15 protein-coding genes are annotated in these 18796 nt (G+C 69.0%); 13 read left to right on the top strand and 2 right to left on the bottom strand.

The genetic code is table 11. From position 1 onward, the window contains the following. Positions 1-102 precede the first annotated feature (102 nt). Positions 103-1065: a bifunctional hydroxymethylpyrimidine kinase/phosphomethylpyrimidine kinase gene (locus M2165_RS06420; protein WP_280813843.1), complete on the bottom strand. Its 963-nt coding sequence runs from the start codon at positions 1063-1065 to the stop codon at positions 103-105. 111 nt (positions 1066-1176) lie between these two features. On the opposite strand from M2165_RS06420, the gene M2165_RS06415 reads away from it, so the two are divergent. The 6 genes from M2165_RS06415 (at position 1177) to M2165_RS06390 (ending at position 11324) form a co-directional block, all read left to right on the top strand. Then, a complete protein-coding gene (locus tag M2165_RS06415) occupies positions 1177-1347 on the top strand; it encodes a rubredoxin (RefSeq protein ID WP_007838397.1) in 171 nt (56 codons plus the stop codon). A gap of 80 nt (positions 1348-1427) precedes the next feature. Beyond that, positions 1428-1826: a response regulator gene (locus tag M2165_RS06410; protein WP_280813842.1), complete on the top strand. Its 399-nt coding sequence runs from the start codon at positions 1428-1430 to the stop codon at positions 1824-1826. Beyond that, positions 1826-2191 carry a response regulator gene (locus M2165_RS06405; protein ID WP_015867389.1) on the top strand — a complete coding sequence of 122 codons (366 nt, stop codon included), beginning with the start codon at positions 1826-1828 and terminating at the stop codon, positions 2189-2191. Before M2165_RS06410 ends, M2165_RS06405 begins: the two co-directional genes overlap by 1 nt. 19 nt (positions 2192-2210) lie before the next feature. Next, the gene (locus M2165_RS06400) at positions 2211-2762 is read left to right on the top strand and encodes a chemotaxis protein CheW (protein ID WP_280813841.1); all 552 of its coding nucleotides are present in this window, start codon (positions 2211-2213) and stop codon (positions 2760-2762) included. A 22-nt stretch (positions 2763-2784) separates the two neighbouring features. Continuing rightward, positions 2785-5106 carry a methyl-accepting chemotaxis protein gene (locus tag M2165_RS06395; protein WP_280813840.1) on the top strand — a complete coding sequence of 774 codons (2322 nt, stop codon included), beginning with the start codon at positions 2785-2787 and terminating at the stop codon, positions 5104-5106. 89 nt (positions 5107-5195) lie between these two features. Further along, positions 5196-11324 carry an Hpt domain-containing protein gene (locus M2165_RS06390; protein ID WP_280813838.1) on the top strand — a complete coding sequence of 2043 codons (6129 nt, stop codon included), beginning with the start codon at positions 5196-5198 and terminating at the stop codon, positions 11322-11324. Between the two features lie 51 nt (positions 11325-11375). Here M2165_RS06390 and M2165_RS06385 read toward each other — a convergent pair whose 3' ends face one another. After that, a complete protein-coding gene (locus tag M2165_RS06385; protein ID WP_280813837.1) occupies positions 11376-12875 on the bottom strand; it encodes a deoxyribodipyrimidine photo-lyase in 1500 nt (499 codons plus the stop codon). Here M2165_RS06385 and M2165_RS06380 point away from each other — a divergent pair, their 5' ends adjacent. The 7 genes from M2165_RS06380 (at position 12876) to M2165_RS06350 (ending at position 18793) form a co-directional block, all read left to right on the top strand. Next, positions 12876-13475, top strand: a complete 600-nt coding sequence (locus tag M2165_RS06380) for a YqgE/AlgH family protein (protein ID WP_280813836.1) — start codon at positions 12876-12878, stop codon at positions 13473-13475. It abuts the gene before it with no gap. After that, entirely contained in the window at positions 13475-13930 is a 456-nt protein-coding gene (gene ruvX / locus M2165_RS06375; RefSeq protein ID WP_280813834.1) for a Holliday junction resolvase RuvX, read from the top strand. The genes M2165_RS06380 and ruvX overlap by 1 nt, the downstream gene beginning before the upstream one ends. Next, a complete protein-coding gene (pyrR, locus tag M2165_RS06370; RefSeq protein WP_280813833.1) occupies positions 13927-14433 on the top strand; it encodes a bifunctional pyr operon transcriptional regulator/uracil phosphoribosyltransferase PyrR in 507 nt (168 codons plus the stop codon). The genes ruvX and pyrR overlap by 4 nt, the downstream gene beginning before the upstream one ends. Before the next feature lie 17 nt (positions 14434-14450). Continuing rightward, positions 14451-15413, top strand: coding sequence for an aspartate carbamoyltransferase catalytic subunit (locus M2165_RS06365; protein WP_280813831.1), 963 nt, complete (start codon positions 14451-14453; stop codon positions 15411-15413). A 145-nt stretch (positions 15414-15558) separates the two neighbouring features. Beyond that, a complete protein-coding gene (locus M2165_RS06360) occupies positions 15559-16845 on the top strand; it encodes a dihydroorotase (protein WP_280813830.1) in 1287 nt (428 codons plus the stop codon). A 25-nt stretch (positions 16846-16870) separates the two neighbouring features. Beyond that, a complete protein-coding gene (locus M2165_RS06355; protein WP_280813829.1) occupies positions 16871-17617 on the top strand; it encodes a lysophospholipid acyltransferase family protein in 747 nt (248 codons plus the stop codon). Between the two features lie 663 nt (positions 17618-18280). Next, positions 18281-18793, top strand: a complete 513-nt coding sequence (locus M2165_RS06350; RefSeq protein ID WP_280813828.1) for a pilin — start codon at positions 18281-18283, stop codon at positions 18791-18793. Positions 18794-18796: the final 3 nt, after the last annotated feature.

Here is an 18796-nt window from a genome sequence, read left to right as displayed (position 1 = left end):
ATCGGGAAACACCGCGGATCCGGCTCCGCCGGTCCGCCGGTGTTGCCCCCTCGAGGGGGGAGTCGAGCTACACGAAGTGAGCGAGGGACGGGGGTGGCTCCCTCAATGTCGGGTGTCGTGAGGCGGCAGCGCGAAGTCCTGCGGCGCGTCGAGGTCCTGGTCGCCTTCGTCGTCCTCGGGTTCGGCCCAGAACAGCCGGTCGGGCAGCACGTGGCCCATGCCGGGCCTGAAGCCTGCATCGAGGCAGCGGTCCATGTAGGCCAGGGCTTCCGTGGTGGCGGCCACGAGGTCGGTTCCGCTCGCCAGCAGCGCGGCCAGCGCGGCCGACAGGGTGTCTCCGGCGCCCGAGAAGACGGCTTCGAGGCGTTCGTATTTCTCGCTCGCGAGCACCGACTGCGGCGAAGCGAGCACGTTGTCGATGAACTGGTCGGGCAGCACCATGCCGGTCACCAACGTGTAGGAGACGCCGAATTCCCCGGCCGCCTTGGCGATGTCGCGCGCGCTCGGCGGGCGCTCGCCGCTCCAGTCGGGCAGCAGCCAGCGCCAGAGCGTGCTGTGGTTGCCCACCAGCACCGTGGCCTGGGGCAGCAGCAGGTCGCGGAAGGCATCGTGGTAGGCCTCGATCTGGTTCTCGTCCCACCACGACAGGTTGGGCATGTAGGCCACCAGCGGCACCTCCGGGTAGTCGGAGGCGGTCTCGGCGATGGTGCTCAGCGCGTCGGGGCTGCCGACGAAGCCGACCTTGATGAGCTGGACCTCCACGTCCTCGAGGATGGTGCGTGCCTGCTCGGCGATCGCTTCTTCCTCGAACGGGAAGTGGTCGAAGATCTCGGCCGTGTCCCGCGCATAGGCGCCGGTCACCACCGGAAGGATGTGTGCGCCCACTGACCCCATTGCCAGTGTGTCCGCCGCCAGCCCGCCGGCGCCGCTCGGGTCGCTGGCGTTGAAGACCAGCACGCAGGGCGGATTGGCGCTGCCTTCGGCGAGTTCTTCGGCGTCCTGCAAGGGGTCGTTAAGATCGCCCGGGTTGCGGGCGTCTTCCGTGGGATGTAAGTGAATGGTCATATGCCGGTGGGGTGCGCCTCGATGGTGGCATAAGCGCGACGTTTACAGTCTGCGAGTGAGATACGCATAGATACACTCGTTGCATTTAATGAACAAGGACTTTAAGCTCCGATGAATACGAAAACTTGGATGTGCCTGATTTGTGGGTGGATCTATGACGAAGCGGTTGGTGTGCCGGAAGATGGCATCGCGGCAGGCACGGCCTGGGCCGATGTTCCGATGAACTGGACCTGTCCGGAGTGCGGTGCACGCAAGGAAGACTTCGAAATGGTTGAAATCTAGAGCATGGCATAGGGCTACGCGGTTCTGCGCCGATGTACGGCGCGGCGGGCATCCAAGTCTCATCAGCAGGAGTGTGCGCAATGGGGCCGAATGGATCAGGTTACAAGGTGCTTGTCATCGACGACAGCAATACGATCCGGCGCAGTGCCGAAATATTTCTGAAGCAGGGCGGGCATGAGGTTCTTCTTGCGGAGGACGGCTTCGACGCGCTCTCCAAGGTCAACGACCACAAGCCGCATCTGATTTTCTGCGACATCCTGATGCCGCGCCTCGACGGCTACCAGACCTGCGCCATCATCAAGCGCAATGCGCGTTTCTCCAATGTGCCGGTCGTGATGTTGTCCTCGAAGGACGGTGTTTTCGACAAGGCCCGCGGCCGCATGGTCGGGTCGCAGGACTACCTGACCAAACCCTTCACCAAAGACCAGCTGCTGCAGGCCGTACAGCAGTTCGGCAACGTTCAACAGGAAGTGCAGTGATGCCCATTCGAAAAATCCTCGTCGTCGACGACTCCAAGACGGAACTGGTGTTCCTCTCCGACCTGCTCCAGAAGAACGGCTTCGCCGTCAAGACGGCCGAGAACGCCGAAGACGCGATGCGCCGCCTCGAGGAAGACCAGCCCGACCTGATCCTCATGGACGTGGTCATGCCCGGCCAGAACGGCTTCCAGCTCACGCGCGCCATCGCCCGCGACCCGCAGTACGCCGCGATCCCGATCATCCTGTGCACCAGCAAGAACCAGGAGACCGATCGCGTCTGGGGCATGCGCCAGGGCGCGCGCGACTACATCGTGAAGCCCGTCAACGCGGCCGAGCTGATGTCCAAGATCAGCGCGCTGGCCTGAGCGCGGACCTGCCCAGTCCATGGCGAATCGCGACGCTCTCCGAGCCTTCCAGTCCCGGCTGGCGAGCCGCCTGCAGGCGGCGCGCACGACCGGCATCGCGGCCACCTGGCTCGCGGTGGAGGCGGGCGAGGGCAAGTACCTTTTTCCCCTCGGCCACGCAGGCGAGATCTTCCCCTGGACGCCACCTCAGCCGGTGCCCTACACGGAGCCCTGGTTCCTCGGCGTCGCCAACCTGCGCGGCGGCCTCTACGGCGTGGTGCACCTGGCGGGCTTCGCCGCCGGCACCGCGGGCGCGGTGGCCGGCACGGAGGCAGCCCGCATGCAATCGCGGCTCGTTGCCTTCAACGAGCTGCTCGAAGTCAACTGCGCATTGCTGGTCGATCGACTGGCGGGGTTGCGCGGTGCCGAGGCCTTCGCGGCCGCGGAGCCGCCGGGCGCCGACGCGCCGGCCTGGTTCGGGCATCTGTACACCGATGCGGCGGGTGAGCGCTGGCAGGAAGTCAACCTGCAGGCCCTCTCGCAGCAACCCCAGTTTCTGAGTATCGGCGCCAGTGCCCTGCACGGCGCCTAAGACAACCACCGAAGGACCGACCGTGAGCTCGATCGCCGACAAGTTCAAGAAATTACTGCCCGCGAACAGCGGCAACGACAAGGCCCGCGTCGACGGCTCCGGTTCCACCTTGTCGCTCGACAACGTCGACACGATCCAGGGCCTGGACGAAAAGACCGTGCGCCTCGATCGCAAGAAGGGCAGCGCCGCGCCCGCGAACACCGGCTTCGCCGACCCCGGACCGCTGGTCGGTGGCGAAGCGGCCAACGAGGCCGATGCCGCCTCGGGCGAAACCACCGCGCTCCAGGGCGCGGGCGGCAAGGCCGGATCGAGCCAGGCACGCCAGCAGCGGATCCTGGCGATCATGCTGGCGCTGGTGGTGCTGCTGCTGTTGCTCGTGGCCGGTTCCGCCATCCTTCGCGCCGAGCGCCTCGCGCAGCAGGTGGCCGCCACCGGCCAGTCGCTGATGCAGTCGCAGCGCCTCGCCAAGTCGATCTCCCAGGCCCTTGTGGGCAGTGCGCCCGCCTTCGTCGAAGTGAAGGACGCCGCCGACGACCTCACGCGCCGCGTGCAGGGCCTGACCAACGGCGACGACGCCCTGCGCCTCGAACGCGTGGGCAACCAGTACGACGAGGACATGGCCAAGATCAACCCGCTGGTCACGCGGGCCGACGCCAGCGCCAAGGTCGTGCTCGCGCAGCGCCAGATCCTGACGCAGGTGGGCGCCGCACTGCGCGACATCAACCAGCAGTCGTCCGCGCTGCTCGAGATGACCGAGACCGTGGCCTCGCTGAAGATGCAGCAGAACGCCACGCTGCCCGAAATCTCCGCCGCCGGCCAGCTCGTGATGCTGACCCAGCGCATCGGCAAGTCGACCAACGAATTCTTCACGGTCGAAGGCGTGAACCCCGACGCCGTGTTCCTGCTCGGCAAGGACCTGAACACCTTCCAGGAAACCGCGCGCGGCCTGCTCGACGGCAATGCGCAGCAGCGCTTCCCCGGTTCGCGCGATGCGCAGACGCGCCAGCAGCTCGAAGCCATCCTGAAGACCTACGAGCAGATGCGCACGCAGGCCTCCGCGATTCTGGGCAACCTGCAGGGCCTGGTGGCCGCGCGCGAGGCGCAGGCATCGATCCTGACCGACAGCGAGCCGCTGCGCAAGGCGCTCGGCGAGCTGCAGGACAAGCTCTCGGCGCGCACCGGCCTGGGCGCCGGAACGATCGTGATGCTGTTCGTGCTGTCGCTCGCCGCCCTGGCGCTCGCCGGCGCCATCGGCTACGTGCAGGTGCGCGAAGGCCGCGAACGCGCCGCCGTCGCCGAGCGCGAGCGTCTCGCGGCCGAGCAGGCCAGCGAGGAGGCCAGCCGCATCAACAACGCCAACCAGGCCGCCATTCTTCGGCTCATGAACGAACTGCAGACGGTGGCCGAAGGCGACCTGACGCAGGAAGCGACCGTGACCGAGGACATCACCGGCGCCATCGCCGACTCGGTGAACTACACGGTGGAAGAACTGCGCCTGCTGGTGGGCAACGTGCAGAACACGGCCACCCGCGTGGCGCAGACGACGTCGCAGGTGGAAAGCACCTCCACCGAACTGCTGGCGGCCTCGACCGAGCAGCTGCGCGAGATCCGCGAAACCGGCCAGTCGGTGCTCACGATGGCCGAGCGAATCAACGGCGTGTCCTCGCAGGCGCAGGAATCGGCCACGGTGGCGCGCCAGTCGCTGCAGGCTGCTTCCTCGGGCCTGCAGGCCGTGCAGAACGCCATCGGCGGCATGAACGCCATCCGCGACCAGATCCAGGAAACCTCCAAGCGGATCAAGCGCCTGGGCGAATCCTCGCAGGAGATCGGCGAAATCACCGAGCTGATCTCGGACATTACCGAGCAGACCAACGTGCTGGCGCTGAACGCCGCCATCCAGGCCGCATCGGCCGGCGAGGCGGGCCGCGGCTTCTCGGTGGTGGCGGAAGAAGTGCAGCGGCTGGCCGAACGTTCGGCCGACGCGACGCGCCAGATCTCGGCGCTGGTGAAGGCGATTCAGACCGACACGCAGGATGCGGTGGGCGCCATGGAGCGTTCCACGCAGGGTGTGGTCGAAGGGGCCAAGCTGTCCGACAATGCCGGTACCGCACTGTCCGAGATCGACCGCGTGTCGCGCCGGCTTGCAGACCTGATCGAGCAGATCTCGCAGTCCGCCTCCCGCGAAGCCGATTCGGCCAACGTGGTGGCGGCCAACATCCAGCACATCTTCGCGGTGACCGAGCAGACCGGAGAGGGCACCCGCACCACGGCCCAGCAGGTGCGCGAGCTCTCGCAGATGGCCGAGGAACTGCGCCGGTCCGTCGCCCGCTTCAAGATCGCGTGATGATGCCCCTCTCGGCAGCGGCTTGGAATATTCGGGGCGCCAGGCGTCCAATGGAAAACTGACAGATCAAAGAACGGCGAGCACCCAACGTGTCGACTCCAACCCCTGCCACGGCCCCACTCGCTGGCAACGTGCCGGCCAATGAAGACCTCGGGCCGCTGGCCTGGGTCCTGGGCGAGATCCAGAAATCCATCGACAGCGTCGGCAAGTCCCTGCGGCGCTTCGTGCGCGAAACGGGCAGTGCGCCGGAACTCGAAAGCGGTCCGCTGCAGATGGCCCGCCAGCAGCTGCACCAGTCCGTGGGCGCGCTGCAGATGGTGGGCAACAACGCCCCCGCGCTGGTGCTCGGCGCCGTCGAATTCGCGGTGCAGGGCTTCATCGCCGAACCGCAGCGCTGCACCGACAGCGCGGTCCAGAAGATCGAGCGCGCGGGCTTCGCCGTCATCGACTTCCTGAACGCGGTGCTGGCCGGCAAGCCGGTCTCGTCGGTCGCGCTGTTCCCGCAGTACCGCGACGTGCTCGAACTGGTGGGCAACGAGCGCGTCCATCCGGCCGACCTCTGGAGCGTGGCCTGGCGCTGGGTCGAAGTCCGTCCGGCGCTGACGCAGGCCGCGCTGGCGCCCGATCCGGGCGTGCGGTCGCGGCTGGACCGCGAAGTGCTGCAGCTCGTGAAGAGCGGCGATCCGCAGGCCGCGCGGCGGCTCCATGCGGTGTGCCTGGGGCTCGGGCGCGGTGCGCTGCTGCCGCGCGTCGCGAGCTTCTGGACGCTGGCCGCGGCCTTCTTCGAAGGGCTCGCGCTGGCGCTGATTCCCGCCGACACCTACGTCAAGCGCGCCGCATCGCGCGTGCTGCTGCAATACGCCACGCTGGCCCGCGGCGACAGCACCGTCTCCGACCGGCTCGGCCAGGACCTGCTCTTCTTCTGCGCCCAGGCCGTGCCCGGCGCGCAGCAGGAGGCCGCCACCCTGCGCACCGTCCGCGCCGCCTGGGGCGTCGCGGGCGAGCAGTACGTCGACTACACCGTCGAGCAGTTCGGCCGCTTCGATCCGCTGGTGCTCGCGCAGGCGCGCAAGCGCATCGAGACCGCCAAGGAAATGTGGTCGGCGCTTTCGGGCGGTGACATCACGCGCACGCGCCAGGTGGCCGACACCTTCGCGCAGCTCGGCGAATCGCTGCAGAAGCTGCATCCGCCGAGCCTGCCGATGGTGCAGGCGCTCACGCATGCGGTCGAGGCCTCGGTGCGCTCCGGCCAGCCGCCCGACACCGAGCTCGCGATGGAAGTCGCCACCTCGGTGCTCTACCTCGAAGCCGCCCTCGAAGACCTGGACCCGAGCGATCCGCAGCTCACCGCGCGCACGCTGCAGCTCGCCGGCCGCATTGAACGCGTGCGCGAAGGCGGCCATTCGGAGCCGCTCGAGCCCTGGATGGAGGACCTGTACCGCCGCGTCAGCGACCGCCAGACCATGGGCACCGTGGTCGACGAGCTGCGCAGCCACCTGAGCGAACTCGAGAAATCGCTCGACCAGTACTTCCGCCGCCCGGCCGAGAAGGCGCTGCTGCGCACCGTGCCGAGCCAGCTGCTGCAGATGCGCGGCGTGTTCTCGGTGCTCGGCCTCGACCAGGCCGCGAACACCGTGCAGCGCATGCGCGACGACGTCGAGCAGATGCTCGTGGGCAACGCCTCGCCGCTGGAGGAAATGCAGAGCTTCGATGCGCTCGGCAACAACCTCGGCGCGCTGGGTTTCCTGATCGACATGCTCGGCTACCAGCCGGCGCTGGCGAAGCGCCTCTTCGTGTTCGACGCCGAGGCCGGCGAGCTCAAGCCGCTCATGGGCCGGCAGGCCACCGACAGCGCCGCCGCGGATGCCGCGGCACCGGGCGCGGCCGCCGGCGCGGAGCCGGTGCTGAGCATCGAGGAAGTCGATGCCCAGATCGCCTCGAAGCTCGCCGCGCTCGCCACGCCCAACCGCAAGGCCAAGGCCTCGCCGATCGAGGAATTCAGCCGCAAGGCCGACAGCTGGACCCAGAAGATCGCGGGTCCCGCCGCCTTGCCCGACACCGAAGTCACCGAACTCGAAGAAGACGACCTGCAGAACATCTTCCTCGAAGAGGCGCGCGAGGTGGTGCAGAACGGCCTGGCCGCGATCGACGAGCTCGGCAGCCATCCCGACGACACCGAGGAACTCACGATCCTGCGGCGCGCCTTCCACACGCTGAAGGGCAGCTCGCGCATGGTCGGCCTGTCCGACTTCGGCGACGCCGCCTGGTCCTTCGAACAGGTGCTCAACACCTGGCTGGCCGACCAGCGCGCCGCCACGCCCGACCTGCTCGCGGGCACGCGCAAGGCGCTCGAGGAGTTCAGCCAGTGGGTCGAGGCGATCGCGAACGGCACGCCGCACGGCTGGCAGTCGGGGCACTTCAGCCGCGTGGCCAACGCGCTGCTGGCCGGCGAACCGATGCCGATGGCATCCACCTGGGTCTCCGACGCGGATGCGCTCGCGGTGGCCGCGCGCCAGATCGCCGCGGAGCCGGCAGAGCCCGCGGCCGCGCCGCTCGCGATGCCCGAGCTCCCCGAACTGCCGGACCTCTCGCTCGAGCCCGCAGCGCCGGTGGCGGCGCCGGCATCGCCGGAGCCGGTGCCCGCGGCGGACTTCGCTTTCCCCGCCGAGATCCCCGAGCCGACCGCCAAGGTCGAGAGCGACGACGATTTCGCCTCCACCGACTTCCTCGACTTCGACGCCAAGCCCGCGCCCGAGCCTGAACCGCTCGACGACCTGGCGCTTGGCGAGGCATTCGATTTCGCGCCGCCCGCCACGCCGTCGCAGCCCCCGGCGCCGTCCGAGCCCGTGGCGGTCGAGGCGCCGGCCCCGGCGTCCGCGCCGGCCGAACTGCCGGTCCTCGCGTTGCCCGATCTCGAATGGGCGGTCCAGCCTCCCGCTGCAGCGGCCGACGAGCCCGCGCCGCCCGCCGTCGAGACGCCGGCCGAAGAAGCGCCGGTGGCCACGGCAGCCCTGCTGGTCGAGCCCGACCAGGCCGCGGTCGCCGAGGCCGACGAAGCCGACGAAGCCGAGGCGGCCCAGGAGGCCCAGGACGCCGAAGCGACCGAACCCGCCGAAGCGATCGAAGCGACCGAAGCGGCGCTCGCCGTCGCCGAGGAACCGGCGCCCGCCGTCGAAGCGACGGCCGCCGAGCCGCCGGCCGACGAAGGCACGCCGCCCCAGCCCTTCGAGACCGCATCGCCCGCCGACGCCGCCGCAGGCGTCGAGGACCAGGTCAAGGTCATCGGCCCGCTGCGCATCGGCATCGCGCTCTACAACGTCTATCTCAACGAAGCCGACGAATGGTCCAGGCAACTGGCCACCGACGTCGGCGAATGGGCGCTCGAATCGCACGAGCGCCTGTCCGATTCGACGATCGCGCTGGCCCATTCGCTCGCCGGCAGTTCGGCCACGGTCGGTTTCCACAGCCTCTCGGGCATGGCCCGCCTGTTCGAGGCCGCGCTCCAGCATCTGCAGATGCAGGGCAGCGGCACCCGCGAGCAGGGCCTGGTGCTGGTGGCTGCGGCCGACGAGCTGCGCCGCCTGCTGCACCAGTTCGCCGTCGGCCTGCTGCGCGAACCGTCCGAGGGCACGCTCCAGGCGCTGCGCGACATCGCCGCCGCGCCCATGCCGCCCGAGGCGGCCCTGCGCGTCGAGACCCGTCCGCTGCAGGTGGTGGCGTCCGACAGCGTGGCCGACGTGGCGCTCGACGATTCCGAAGACGCCATCGACGTGACCGACGCGGTCGACATCGACCTGTTCCCGATCTTCGAGGAAGAGGCGGCGGAACTGCTGCCCCAGCTCGGCCAGGCGCTGCGCCAGTGGGCGCACCATCCCGACGACGGCGCGCCGCGCGCCGCGGTGCTGCGCACGCTGCACACGCTCAAGGGCAGCGCCCGGCTGGCCGGCGCCATGCGCCTCGGCGAGCGGGCGCACCGCATGGAATCCGAGATCGAGGTGCTGGGCACCCAGGGCGCGGCCGACCGCGGCGAGATCGAGAAGCTGCTCACGCGCCTCGATGCGCTGCAGGCCACCTTCGACGCCCTGCGTGCCGCCGACGACGCGACCCAGGCCGAAGTCGCGCAGCGCGTGGCCTCGGCCGCCGCCGAATCGCCGGGCGTGCAGCTGGTGCAGGTGCCCGCCGAATCGCAGTTGCCCGCCAACGACGAGGCGCCGGCTGCCACCGCGGCCGACGAGGACGACGCCACCGAGGCCGACGCCACGCCCGCCAGCGCGCCGGCCCTGCTGCCGCGCGCGGCACCGGCGCTGCTCGCGCCGCTGCGCGCCGCGTCCAACCAGGCGGTTCGCATCCGCACCCAGCTGCTCGACCGCCTCGTGGCGCAGACCGGCGAGGTCATCATCACGCGTTCGCGCCTGGAGGCCGAACTCGGCCAGCTGCGCGGCTCGCTCGCCGACCTCACGGGCAACCTCGACCGCCTGCGCCAGCAGCTGCGCGACATCGAGGTGCAGGCCGAAAGCCAGATGCAGTCGCGCCTGGCGCAGGCCAAGGATTCGCAGCAGAGCTTCGACCCGCTCGAGTTCGACCGCTTCACGCGCGTGCAGGAACTCACGCGCATGATGGCCGAGTCGGTGAACGACGTGGCGACCGTCCAGCGCACGCTGCAGAAGACGGTGCAGGCCACCGAAGACGACCTGAGCGTGCAGGCGCGCCAGACGCGCGAACTGCAGCGCGGCCTGCTGCGCACGCGCATGGTGGAGTTCGAGGGCATTTCCGACCGCCTCTACCGCGTGGTGCGCCAGGCCTCCAAGGACACCGGCAAGCAGGTGCGGCTCGACATCGTCGGCGGCTCGATCGAAATGGACCGCGGCGTGCTCGACCGCATGACGCCCGCCTTCGAGCATCTGCTGCGCAACTGCGTGGCGCACGGCATCGAGCCCGCTGACGTGCGCGAGCGCGCCGGCAAGGAGGCCAGCGGCCTGATCGTGATCGAGCTGCACCATGAAGGCAACGACGTCTCGGTGAGCTTCCGCGACGACGGCGCCGGCCTCGACCACGGTCGCATCGCCGAGCGCGCCCGCACGCTCGGCCTGCTTGCGCCGGGCCAGGAACTGTCGCCCGAAGAAGCCACCGAACTGATCTTCAAGCCCGGCTTCTCGACCGCCGGGCAGGTCTCGGAACTCGCCGGCCGCGGCATCGGCATGGACGTGGTGCGCGCGCAGATCGCCGCGCTCGGCGGCCGCATCGAGACGCACAGCACGAGCGGGCAGGGCACCACCTTCAAGCTGGTGCTGCCGCTCACCACCGCGGTCACGCACGTGGTGATGCTGCGCGCCGGCGAGGTCTCGATCGGCGTGCCGTCGAACCTGGTCGAACTGGTGCAGCGCGTGAGCGCCGCCGAACTCGAGGCCGCCTACCTGCACAACACCCATCCGTTCGGCAGCGAACAGGTGCCCTTCTACTGGGCCGGCGCGCTGCTGCAGGCCTCCTCGCGCAGCGAACATGCCGCGGGCAAGAGCAACACCGTGGTGATCGTGCGAAGCGCGGCGCAGCGCGTGGGCCTGCACGTGGACGAAGTGCTCGGCAACCAGGAAGTCGTGGTCAAGAACCTCGGGCCGCAGCTCGCGCGCCTGCCGGGCCTGGCGGGCATCTCGGTGCTGGCTTCGGGCGCGGTGGCGCTGATCTACAACCCGGTGGCGCTCGCGGCGGTGCACGGCGAGCAGGCGCGCGAGCGCCAGGCCGCGGCGCTCGCGGCGCCCGTGCAGCAGACCGCCACGGGCGAGGCCGGCGCGCCGCAGGAGCCGGTGGCGCCGCTCGCGCCGGCGGTGCCGCAGGTGCCGCTGGTGCTGGTGGTCGACGACTCCATCACCGTGCGCCGCGTCACGCAGCGCCTGCTGCAGCGCGAAGGCTATCGCGTGTCGCTCGCGGCCGACGGTCTGCAGGCGCTCGAGCGGCTGCAGCAGGAGCGTCCGGCGGTGGTGCTGTCCGACATCGAGATGCCGCGCATGGACGGCTTCGACCTCGCGCGCAACATCCGCGCCGACGCGTCGATGGCCGGCCTGCCGATCATCATGATCACCTCGCGCATCGCCGAGAAGCACCGCGACTATGCGCGCACGCTCGGCGTGAACCACTACCTCGGCAAGCCCTACTCGGAAGACGAGCTGCTGCGGCTGGTGCGGGCCTATACCAGCGAGCCTGCGATGGCCGCGGCGGCCTGACGGCGCGGGCGACGCCGCACCGAAGCGAAGGGCCCCGACCGGGGCCCTTTCTCATTTCTGCAGTGCTTTCGCCCGCGCCACGCCGTAGCGCTGCAGCGTCTTCTCGCGTGCTTCGGCATGGTCGACGATCGGCATCGGATAGGTCTTGCCGAGCTCGATGCCGGCGGCTTCGAGTTCCACGGGCGAGGCGGTCCAGGGCGCATGGATCGCGCCGTTCGCGAGCCCCGCGAGCTCGGGCAGGTAGCGGCGGATGAACTTGCCCTCGGGGTCGAAGCGCTCGCTCTGCGTCACCGGGTTGAAGATGCGGAAGTAGGGCTGCGCGTCGCAGCCGCTCGAGCTCGCCCATTGCCAGCCGCCGTTGTTCGACGCGAGCTCGAAGTCGTTGAGGTGCAGCGCGAAATAGCGCTCGCCGCGGCGCCAGTCCAGCCCCAGGTCCTTGCAGAGGAAGCTCGCCACCACCATGCGCAGCCGGTTGTGCATGTAGCCGCTCTGGTTGATCTGCCGCATCGCGGCGTCCACCAGCGGATAGCCGGTGCGGCCCTCGCACCAGGCCGCGAACAGCTGGTCGGCATGCTTGCCGTGGTGCCACTGGATCCTGTCGTACTCGGGGCGGAAGCTCTTCGATTCGCCGTTCGAATGCACGTGCGGGAAGTGCGCCAGGATCTGGAAGTAGAAGTCGCGCCAGATCAGCTCGCCGAGCCATGTTGCGGCGCCCGGGTTGCCCTGCAGCGAAAGCTGGTGCGCCACGCCCGCGAGCTGCCGCACCGAGATCGTGCCGAAGCGCAGGTGCACCCCCAGGTAGCTGGGCCCGCGCACCGCCGGGAAGTTGCGCGCGCTGTCGTAGCGGTCGATGCGCTGGAAGAAGTCCTCGAACAGGGCGGCGGCCCCGGCGCTGCCGGGCGGTATCTCCAGTTCCGAGAGGTTGGTCTTCTCGAAGCCGATCTCGGCCAGCGACGGCACCGGCGCCCGGTGCGCCGCGGGCGGCGGGGCGAGCGCGTCGGCGTAGGCGCGCACGGGGTAGGGCTTGAGGTAGAAGTCGTCGAGCTTCGCGAGCCAGGCGCGCTTGTAGGGCGTGAACACGGTGTAGGGCTGCCCGGTCTTGGTCAGCACCTCGTCGCGGTCGAAGACGCTGGTGTCCTTGTAGGTGTGGAAGCTCACGCCCACGTTGGCCAGCGCGCCCAGCACCTGCGCGTCGCGCGCCAGCGCATCGGGCTCGTCGTCGCGGTTGGCGAACACGGCCTGCACCTCCAGCCCGTGCGCCAGCGCCGGAATCTCCTCGACCGCGAGCGCATGCCGCACGATCAGCCCGCCGCCGAAGGCCTGCAGCTCGGCGTCCAGCGCCACGAGCGACTCGCGGATGAACTCCACCCGCCGGTCGGCGCGGGGCAGCGGATCGAGGATCTGCCGGTCGAACACGAAGACGCACAGCAGCTGCCGGCAGCTGCGCAGGGCGTGGTAGAGCGCCGCGTTGTCCTCCACGCGCAGGTCGCGGCGGAACCACATCAGCCCTTTTGGATAGATCTTGTCGACGGCCAGTAAAATCGGCGGCATATGGCTGCCGATTCTGCCCCGATGAACCTCACGCATCACTTCCTGATCGCGATGCCGGGGATGGAAGACAAAACTTTCAACCGCAGTGTCGTTTACCTTTGCGAGCACAGCGAGCGCGGCGCGCTGGGCTTGGTGATCAACAAGCCCAGCGACATCAACCTCAAGGTGCTGTTCGAGAAGATCGAGCTCCACCTCGCGCGCCCCGAGATCGGCGATGCCCCCGTGTTCCAGGGCGGCCCGGTCCAGACCGAGCGCGGCTTCGTGCTGCACGAGCCGGTGTTCTCGCATGCCGAAAAGCCCGACGAGTCGGTCTATGCCTCGACCATGACCATTCCGGGCGGCCTCGAAATGACCACCTCCAAGGACGTGCTGGAGGCCCTGGCCACCGGCGCCGGCCCGCGCAAGGTGCTGGTGTCGCTCGGCTACTCGGCCTGGGGCGAGGGACAGCTCGAGTCCGAACTGGCCGAGAACAGCTGGCTGACCGTGAGCGCCGATCCGGCGGTGATCTTCGACACCCCGGTCGAACAGCGCTACGACAAGGCGCTGATGCTGCTCGGTTTCGAAGCCTGGAAGCTCTCGCCCGATGCGGGGCATGCCTGATGGCCGCTGCCATGCCAGACGCTTCTGCCCCTTCCGCTTCGTCCCCCGTTCCCGTTCCCGTTCCTTCCCATTTCCAGAGCTTCCTGGCTTTCGACTTCGGCCAGAAGCGCACCGGCGTCGCGAGCGGCAACCGGCTGCTCGGCACCGCCACGCCGCAGGCGACGATCAGGGCGGAGGGCGCGGACGCCCGCTTCGCGCAGGTCGAGGCCCGCATCCGCGAATGGCAGCCCGACGCGCTCGTGGTCGGCGTGCCCTGGCATCCCGACGGCGCGCCGCACGAGAACACCCGCCGCGCGCAGAAGTTCGCGCGGCAGCTGCGCGGCCGCTTCAACCTGCAGGTGTTCGAGGTCGACGAGCGCTACAGCACCACCGAGGCGCTGGCGAGCGGCGCGCGCGATGCCGATGCCGCCTCCGCCTGCATCATCCTGGAGCAATTCTTGAGGAATCTTCCGTGAGCCCCACACCTTCCATTCCCGACGCCGAAGCGCTCTACACCCAGCTCCTCGCGGGCGTCAAGGCGCTGATGCGCCCCGACACCCGCCTCGTGGGCATCACCTCCGGCGGCGCCTGGCTCGTCGAGCGGCTGCAGAAGGACCTGGGCCTCGCCGGCGCGCCCGGCGTCATCTCCTCGGCCATGCACCGCGACGACTTCGCGCGCCGCGGCCTCTCGGCCAGCGCGCAGACCGCGCTGCCCTTCGACGTCAACGGCGCCGACGTGCTGCTGCTCGACGACGTGCTCTACACCGGCCGCACGATCCGCGCGGTGCTCAACGAGCTGTTCGACTTCGGCCGCCCGGCCTGCGTGCGGCTCGCCGTGCTGGTCGACCGGGGCGGGCGCGAGCTGCCCGTCGCGGCCGATTTCGCGGCCGCACAGCTTTCGCTGCCGGCTTCGCAATTGCTGGCGCTGGCGCGTGCGGACGACGGCGCCTTCAGCCTCAAGGTCGAGGAAAGCAAGTAAGAAAAGCCACGAAGACCATGCTCTACAAGCGCAATCCCCAGCTCAACAAGAACGGCGAGCTCATCCATCTGCTCTCGATCGAGGGCCTGCCGAAGGACATCGTCACCCACATCCTCGACACGGCGGCCAACTTCACGAGCGTGAGCGACCGCGAGGTCAAGAAGGTGCCGCTCCTGCGCGGCAAGAGCGTGTTCAACCTCTTCTTCGAGAACTCCACGCGCACGCGCACCACCTTCGAGATCGCGGCCAAGCGCCTGTCGGCCGACGTGATCAACCTCGACATCGCGCGCTCGTCGGCCACCAAGGGCGAATCGCTGCTCGACACCATCGCCAACCTGAGCGCCATGGCGGCCGACCTGTTCGTGGTGCGGCACAGCGAATCGGGCGCGCCCTACCTGATCGCGCAGCACGTCGCGCCGCACGTGCACGTGGTGAACGCCGGCGACGGCCGCCATGCGCACCCCACGCAGGGGCTGCTCGACATGTACACGATCCGCCACTACAAGAAGGACTTCGCGAACCTCACGGTCGCGATCGTCGGCGACGTGCTGCATTCGCGCGTGGCGCGCTCCGACATCCACGCGCTCACCACGCTGGGCTGCGCCGAGGTGCGCGTGGTCGGCCCCAAGACGCTGGTGCCCGGCGACATGGCCGGCATGGGCGTGCGCGTGTGCCACACGCTCGAGGAGGGCATCAAGGACTGCGACGTGGTCATCATGCTGCGGCTGCAGAACGAGCGCATGAGCGGCGCGCTGCTGCCCTCGTCGCAGGAGTTCTTCAAGACCTACGGCCTCACGCCCGAGAAGCTGCAGCTCGCCAAGCCCGATGCGATCGTGATGCATCCGGGGCCGATCAACCGCGGCGTCGAGATCGACTCGTCGGTGGTCGACGGCAGGCAGAGCGTGATCCTGCCGCAGGTCACCTTCGGCATCGCGGTGCGCATGGCCGTGATGAGCATCGTCGCAGGAAACGAAGCATGAGAAACCGGACAGCCGTACGCGAAGGGCGCGAAGGTTTCGCGAAGTTCGCAAAAGGAACATCCAGACCTTGCCTTGATTTCTTTCGCGTCCTTCGCGCACCCTCTGCGCCCTTCGCGCCCGGTCAACCCGCATTCCAGCCCGTCCCATGAACATCCTCGTCACCCACGGCCGCATCGTCGATCCCGCCTCGGGCACCGACAAGCAGGCCGACATCGCCATCGCCGACGGCCGGATCGCCGGCATCGGCAGCAGCATCCCCGCAGGCTTCCAGCCTGATCGGACGCTCGACGCCACAGGCTGCCTCGTCACCCCCGGACTCGTCGATCTTGCCGCCCGCCTGCGCGAGCCCGGCTACGAACACGAAGGCATGCTCGAAAGCGAAATGGCCGCGGCCATCGCGGGCGGCGTGACCAGCCTCGTGTGCCCGCCCGACACCGACCCCGTGCTCGACGAGCCCGGCCTGGTCGAGATGCTCAAGTTCCGCGCCGAGAAGCTGCAGGGCGCGCGGCTGTTCCCGCTCGGTGCGCTCACGCGCGGCCTCGCGGGCGGCGTGCTGACCGAGATGGCCGAGCTCACCGAAGCCGGCTGCATCGGCTTCGGCCAGGCCGACGTGCCGCTCACCGACACCCAGGTGCTGCAGCGCGCGCTGCTCTACGCGAGCACCTTCGGCTACACCGTGTGGCTGCGGCCGCAGGACCGCGACCTCGGCAAGGGCGTGGCCGCCAGCGGCCCGCTCGCGACCCGGCTCGGCCTCTCGGGCGTGCCGGTGTCGGCCGAGACGATCGCGATCTTCACCATCGTCGAACTCATGAAGAGCACAGGCGCGCGCGTGCACCTGTGCCGCATCTCCAGCGCCCGCGGCGTCGCGCTGGTGCGCGAGGCCAAGGCGCAGGGGCTGCCGCTGACCTGCGACGTGAGCATCAATTCGCTGCACCTCGCCGACACCGACATCGGTTTCTTCGACAGCCGGGCGCGCCTCAATCCGCCGCTGCGCCAGCAGGGCGACCGCGACGCGCTCTCGGCGGCGCTGGCCGACGGCACCATCGACGCGCTGGTCTCCGACCACACCCCGGTCGAGGCCGACGCCAAGACCCTGCCCTTCGCCGAAGCCGAGCCCGGCGCCACCGGCCTCGAACTGCTGCTGCCGCTCGCGCTGCAGTGGGGCGAGCGCAGCGGCGCGGGCACCGCACGCGCGATCGAGGTGATCACCGCGGCGCCCGCCCGGCTGCTCGCCGCCGCCGATGCCGGCAGCGGCATCGGACGCCTGGCCGAGGGCGGCGTGGCCGACCTCTGCATCGTCGATCCGGCGCTCGAATGGCAGGTGCAGCCCGATGCGCTCCGCAGCCAGGGCAAGCACACGCCGTTCTCGGGCTACCCGCTGCAGGGGCGCGCGCGCCACACGCTGGTCGCCGGTCGCGTGGTTCACGGCTGAAGAAAAAGAAAGCGCACACGACGCGATGCTTCATTCGTTGAAGGCCTGCTGGCGCCTGCTGCATGCGGTCGGGCATGCGCTGCGCGGCTGGTGGACCATCCGCTTCACTTTTCCCCGGCTCGCGCAGGCCGAGCGCAACGCGCGCGTGCAGGCATGGTCGCTGCGCATGCTGCAGATCATGGGCATCACGCTCAAGGTGCAGGGCACCCCGCCCGCGCGCGGGCCGGTGCTGCTGATCTGCAACCACCTCTCCTGGCTCGACATCACGAGCATCCACGCCGCCTGCCATGTGCGCTTCGTCTCCAAGGCGGGCGTGAAGCACTGGCCGCTGATCGGCACGCTCTCCACCGGCGCCGGCTCGCTCTACATCGAGCGCGAGCGCCAACGCGACGCGCTGCGCGTGGTGCACCACATGACCGAGGCGCTGCGCGAGGGCGACATGATCGGCGTGTTCCCCGAAGGCACCACGAGCGACGGCCGCGGCCTGCTGCCCTTCCACGCCAACCTGCTGCAGGCCGCCATCTCCTCCGGCGCGCCCATCGTGCCCGCGGCCCTGCGCTTTGCCGACGCCGCCACCGGCGAGACCAGCCAGGCGCCGCGCTACATCGACGACGACAACCTGCTGAGCTCGCTCTGGAACACCCTGCGCGCGCCGCCGCTGCTCGCGATCGTGCGCTTCGGCGAGCCGCAGGACTCGCACGGCCGCGCGCGTCGCGCGTGGGCGCAGTCGCTGCACGAGGATGTGCAGCAGCTCAGGCGCGAGACGCACTGACGCCGCCTGCAAGGCGCCCTCCAAAAAAAAAGCGCTCCGGGACACGGAGCGCCGAACGACGCATTGCTGCGCCGTGAGGAGGAATCGGAAACGGATGGCGCATCGAGTGAGCGCTGGACGCGAGATTGGCCGCGCGGCCGCCGGCTGCTTGCGGGAGAACGCAGTCCGTGGGCGTGGGCGAGTGCCTACACACCGTGTTTGCCAGCATCTCTCTCGGTCGGTGGCTATGCCCGCCATGAAGATTGCCAAACCCGCTCTCGTGGCGGGCGGCGGATCATCGAGGCTTGTTGAAAGGAGCCTGAGACATGACGGTGAACAAACTTCGAAAGATCGTGGGCGGCGCCATTTCGATCGCGGGTGTGGTGGTGCTCGTGACGCAGCAGCACTGGTAGGCAAGCGCCCTGTGGCCAGCCACGCGAACCGCTGGACGCCACTGCCGACCGTCAAATGTCACTTGGCGTGACAATTTTGTAAGTTGATGGCGATGTTTGTCGCTTCTACTAACAGAAATCGTCGTGTATTTGCAACGGTTCTTGAGATATGAAGACTTTCTCAGAACAGGTCAGTGCGTTTACGAGTTGGCACGCGATCTGCGAAGAGATGGACGCCCGGGGGCCATCCTCCGGTGAATTTCAAACCTTCTCTTCTCCAAGGACTTCTCTCATGAACCGTCGCACTTTCGCACGCCGCGCCCAGGCCGGCTTTACGCTGATCGAACTGATGATCGTTGTGGCGATCATCGGTATCCTGGCTGCGATCGCTATTCCTCAGTACCAGACGTACGTTGCCAAGTCGCAAGTGGCTCGCGTGATGTCTGAAACCGGCTCCATCAAGACAGCAGTCGAAACCTGCATGTTGGACGGCAAGACCACCATCGGTACCGCCGCTGACCAATGCAATCTCGGCTGGACGAACAGCAACCTGATCGGTCAAACCAGCGGTGGTGGCACCGGCGGCACCGGCAGCACCGGCCCCCAAACCGGCCTGACCGTTACTATGGATGCCACCGCCAACACGGCGAAGATTGAAGCTCAGTTCGGCGCGAGCGCGGCTGTTGCGGTGAAGGGTAAGAAGCTGACCTGGGATCGCACTGCCGACGGCGCATGGGGCTGCACCACGGACGTCGACGAAAAGTTTCGTCCGAGTGGCTGCAAGGCCAAGACGGGTACCACCTGATAA

Origin of the sequence: Variovorax sp. TBS-050B (genome assembly GCF_029893635.1) — a bacterium.
Classification (GTDB): Bacteria; Pseudomonadota; Gammaproteobacteria; order Burkholderiales; family Burkholderiaceae_C; genus Variovorax.
The sequence above is the reverse complement of the archived record's forward strand: the minus strand, read 5'-3'. Positions and strand labels throughout refer to the sequence as shown.

Coding starts and splice junctions, on each gene's coding strand:
- M2165_RS06420 (WP_280813843.1), bottom strand. CDS start 1,065: ATGACCATTCACTTACATCCCACGGAAGACGCCCGCAACCCGGGCGAT.
- M2165_RS06415 (WP_007838397.1), top strand. CDS start 1,177: ATGAATACGAAAACTTGGATGTGCCTGATTTGTGGGTGGATCTATGAC.
- M2165_RS06410 (WP_280813842.1), top strand. CDS start 1,428: ATGGGGCCGAATGGATCAGGTTACAAGGTGCTTGTCATCGACGACAGC.
- M2165_RS06405 (WP_015867389.1), top strand. CDS start 1,826: ATGCCCATTCGAAAAATCCTCGTCGTCGACGACTCCAAGACGGAACTG.
- M2165_RS06400 (WP_280813841.1), top strand. CDS start 2,211: ATGGCGAATCGCGACGCTCTCCGAGCCTTCCAGTCCCGGCTGGCGAGC.
- M2165_RS06385 (WP_280813837.1), bottom strand. CDS start 12,875: ATGCCGCCGATTTTACTGGCCGTCGACAAGATCTATCCAAAAGGGCTG.
- M2165_RS06380 (WP_280813836.1), top strand. CDS start 12,876: ATGGCTGCCGATTCTGCCCCGATGAACCTCACGCATCACTTCCTGATC.
- ruvX (WP_280813834.1), top strand. CDS start 13,475: ATGGCCGCTGCCATGCCAGACGCTTCTGCCCCTTCCGCTTCGTCCCCC.
- M2165_RS06365 (WP_280813831.1), top strand. CDS start 14,451: ATGCTCTACAAGCGCAATCCCCAGCTCAACAAGAACGGCGAGCTCATC.
- M2165_RS06360 (WP_280813830.1), top strand. CDS start 15,559: ATGAACATCCTCGTCACCCACGGCCGCATCGTCGATCCCGCCTCGGGC.
- M2165_RS06355 (WP_280813829.1), top strand. CDS start 16,871: ATGCTTCATTCGTTGAAGGCCTGCTGGCGCCTGCTGCATGCGGTCGGG.
- M2165_RS06350 (WP_280813828.1), top strand. CDS start 18,281: ATGAACCGTCGCACTTTCGCACGCCGCGCCCAGGCCGGCTTTACGCTG.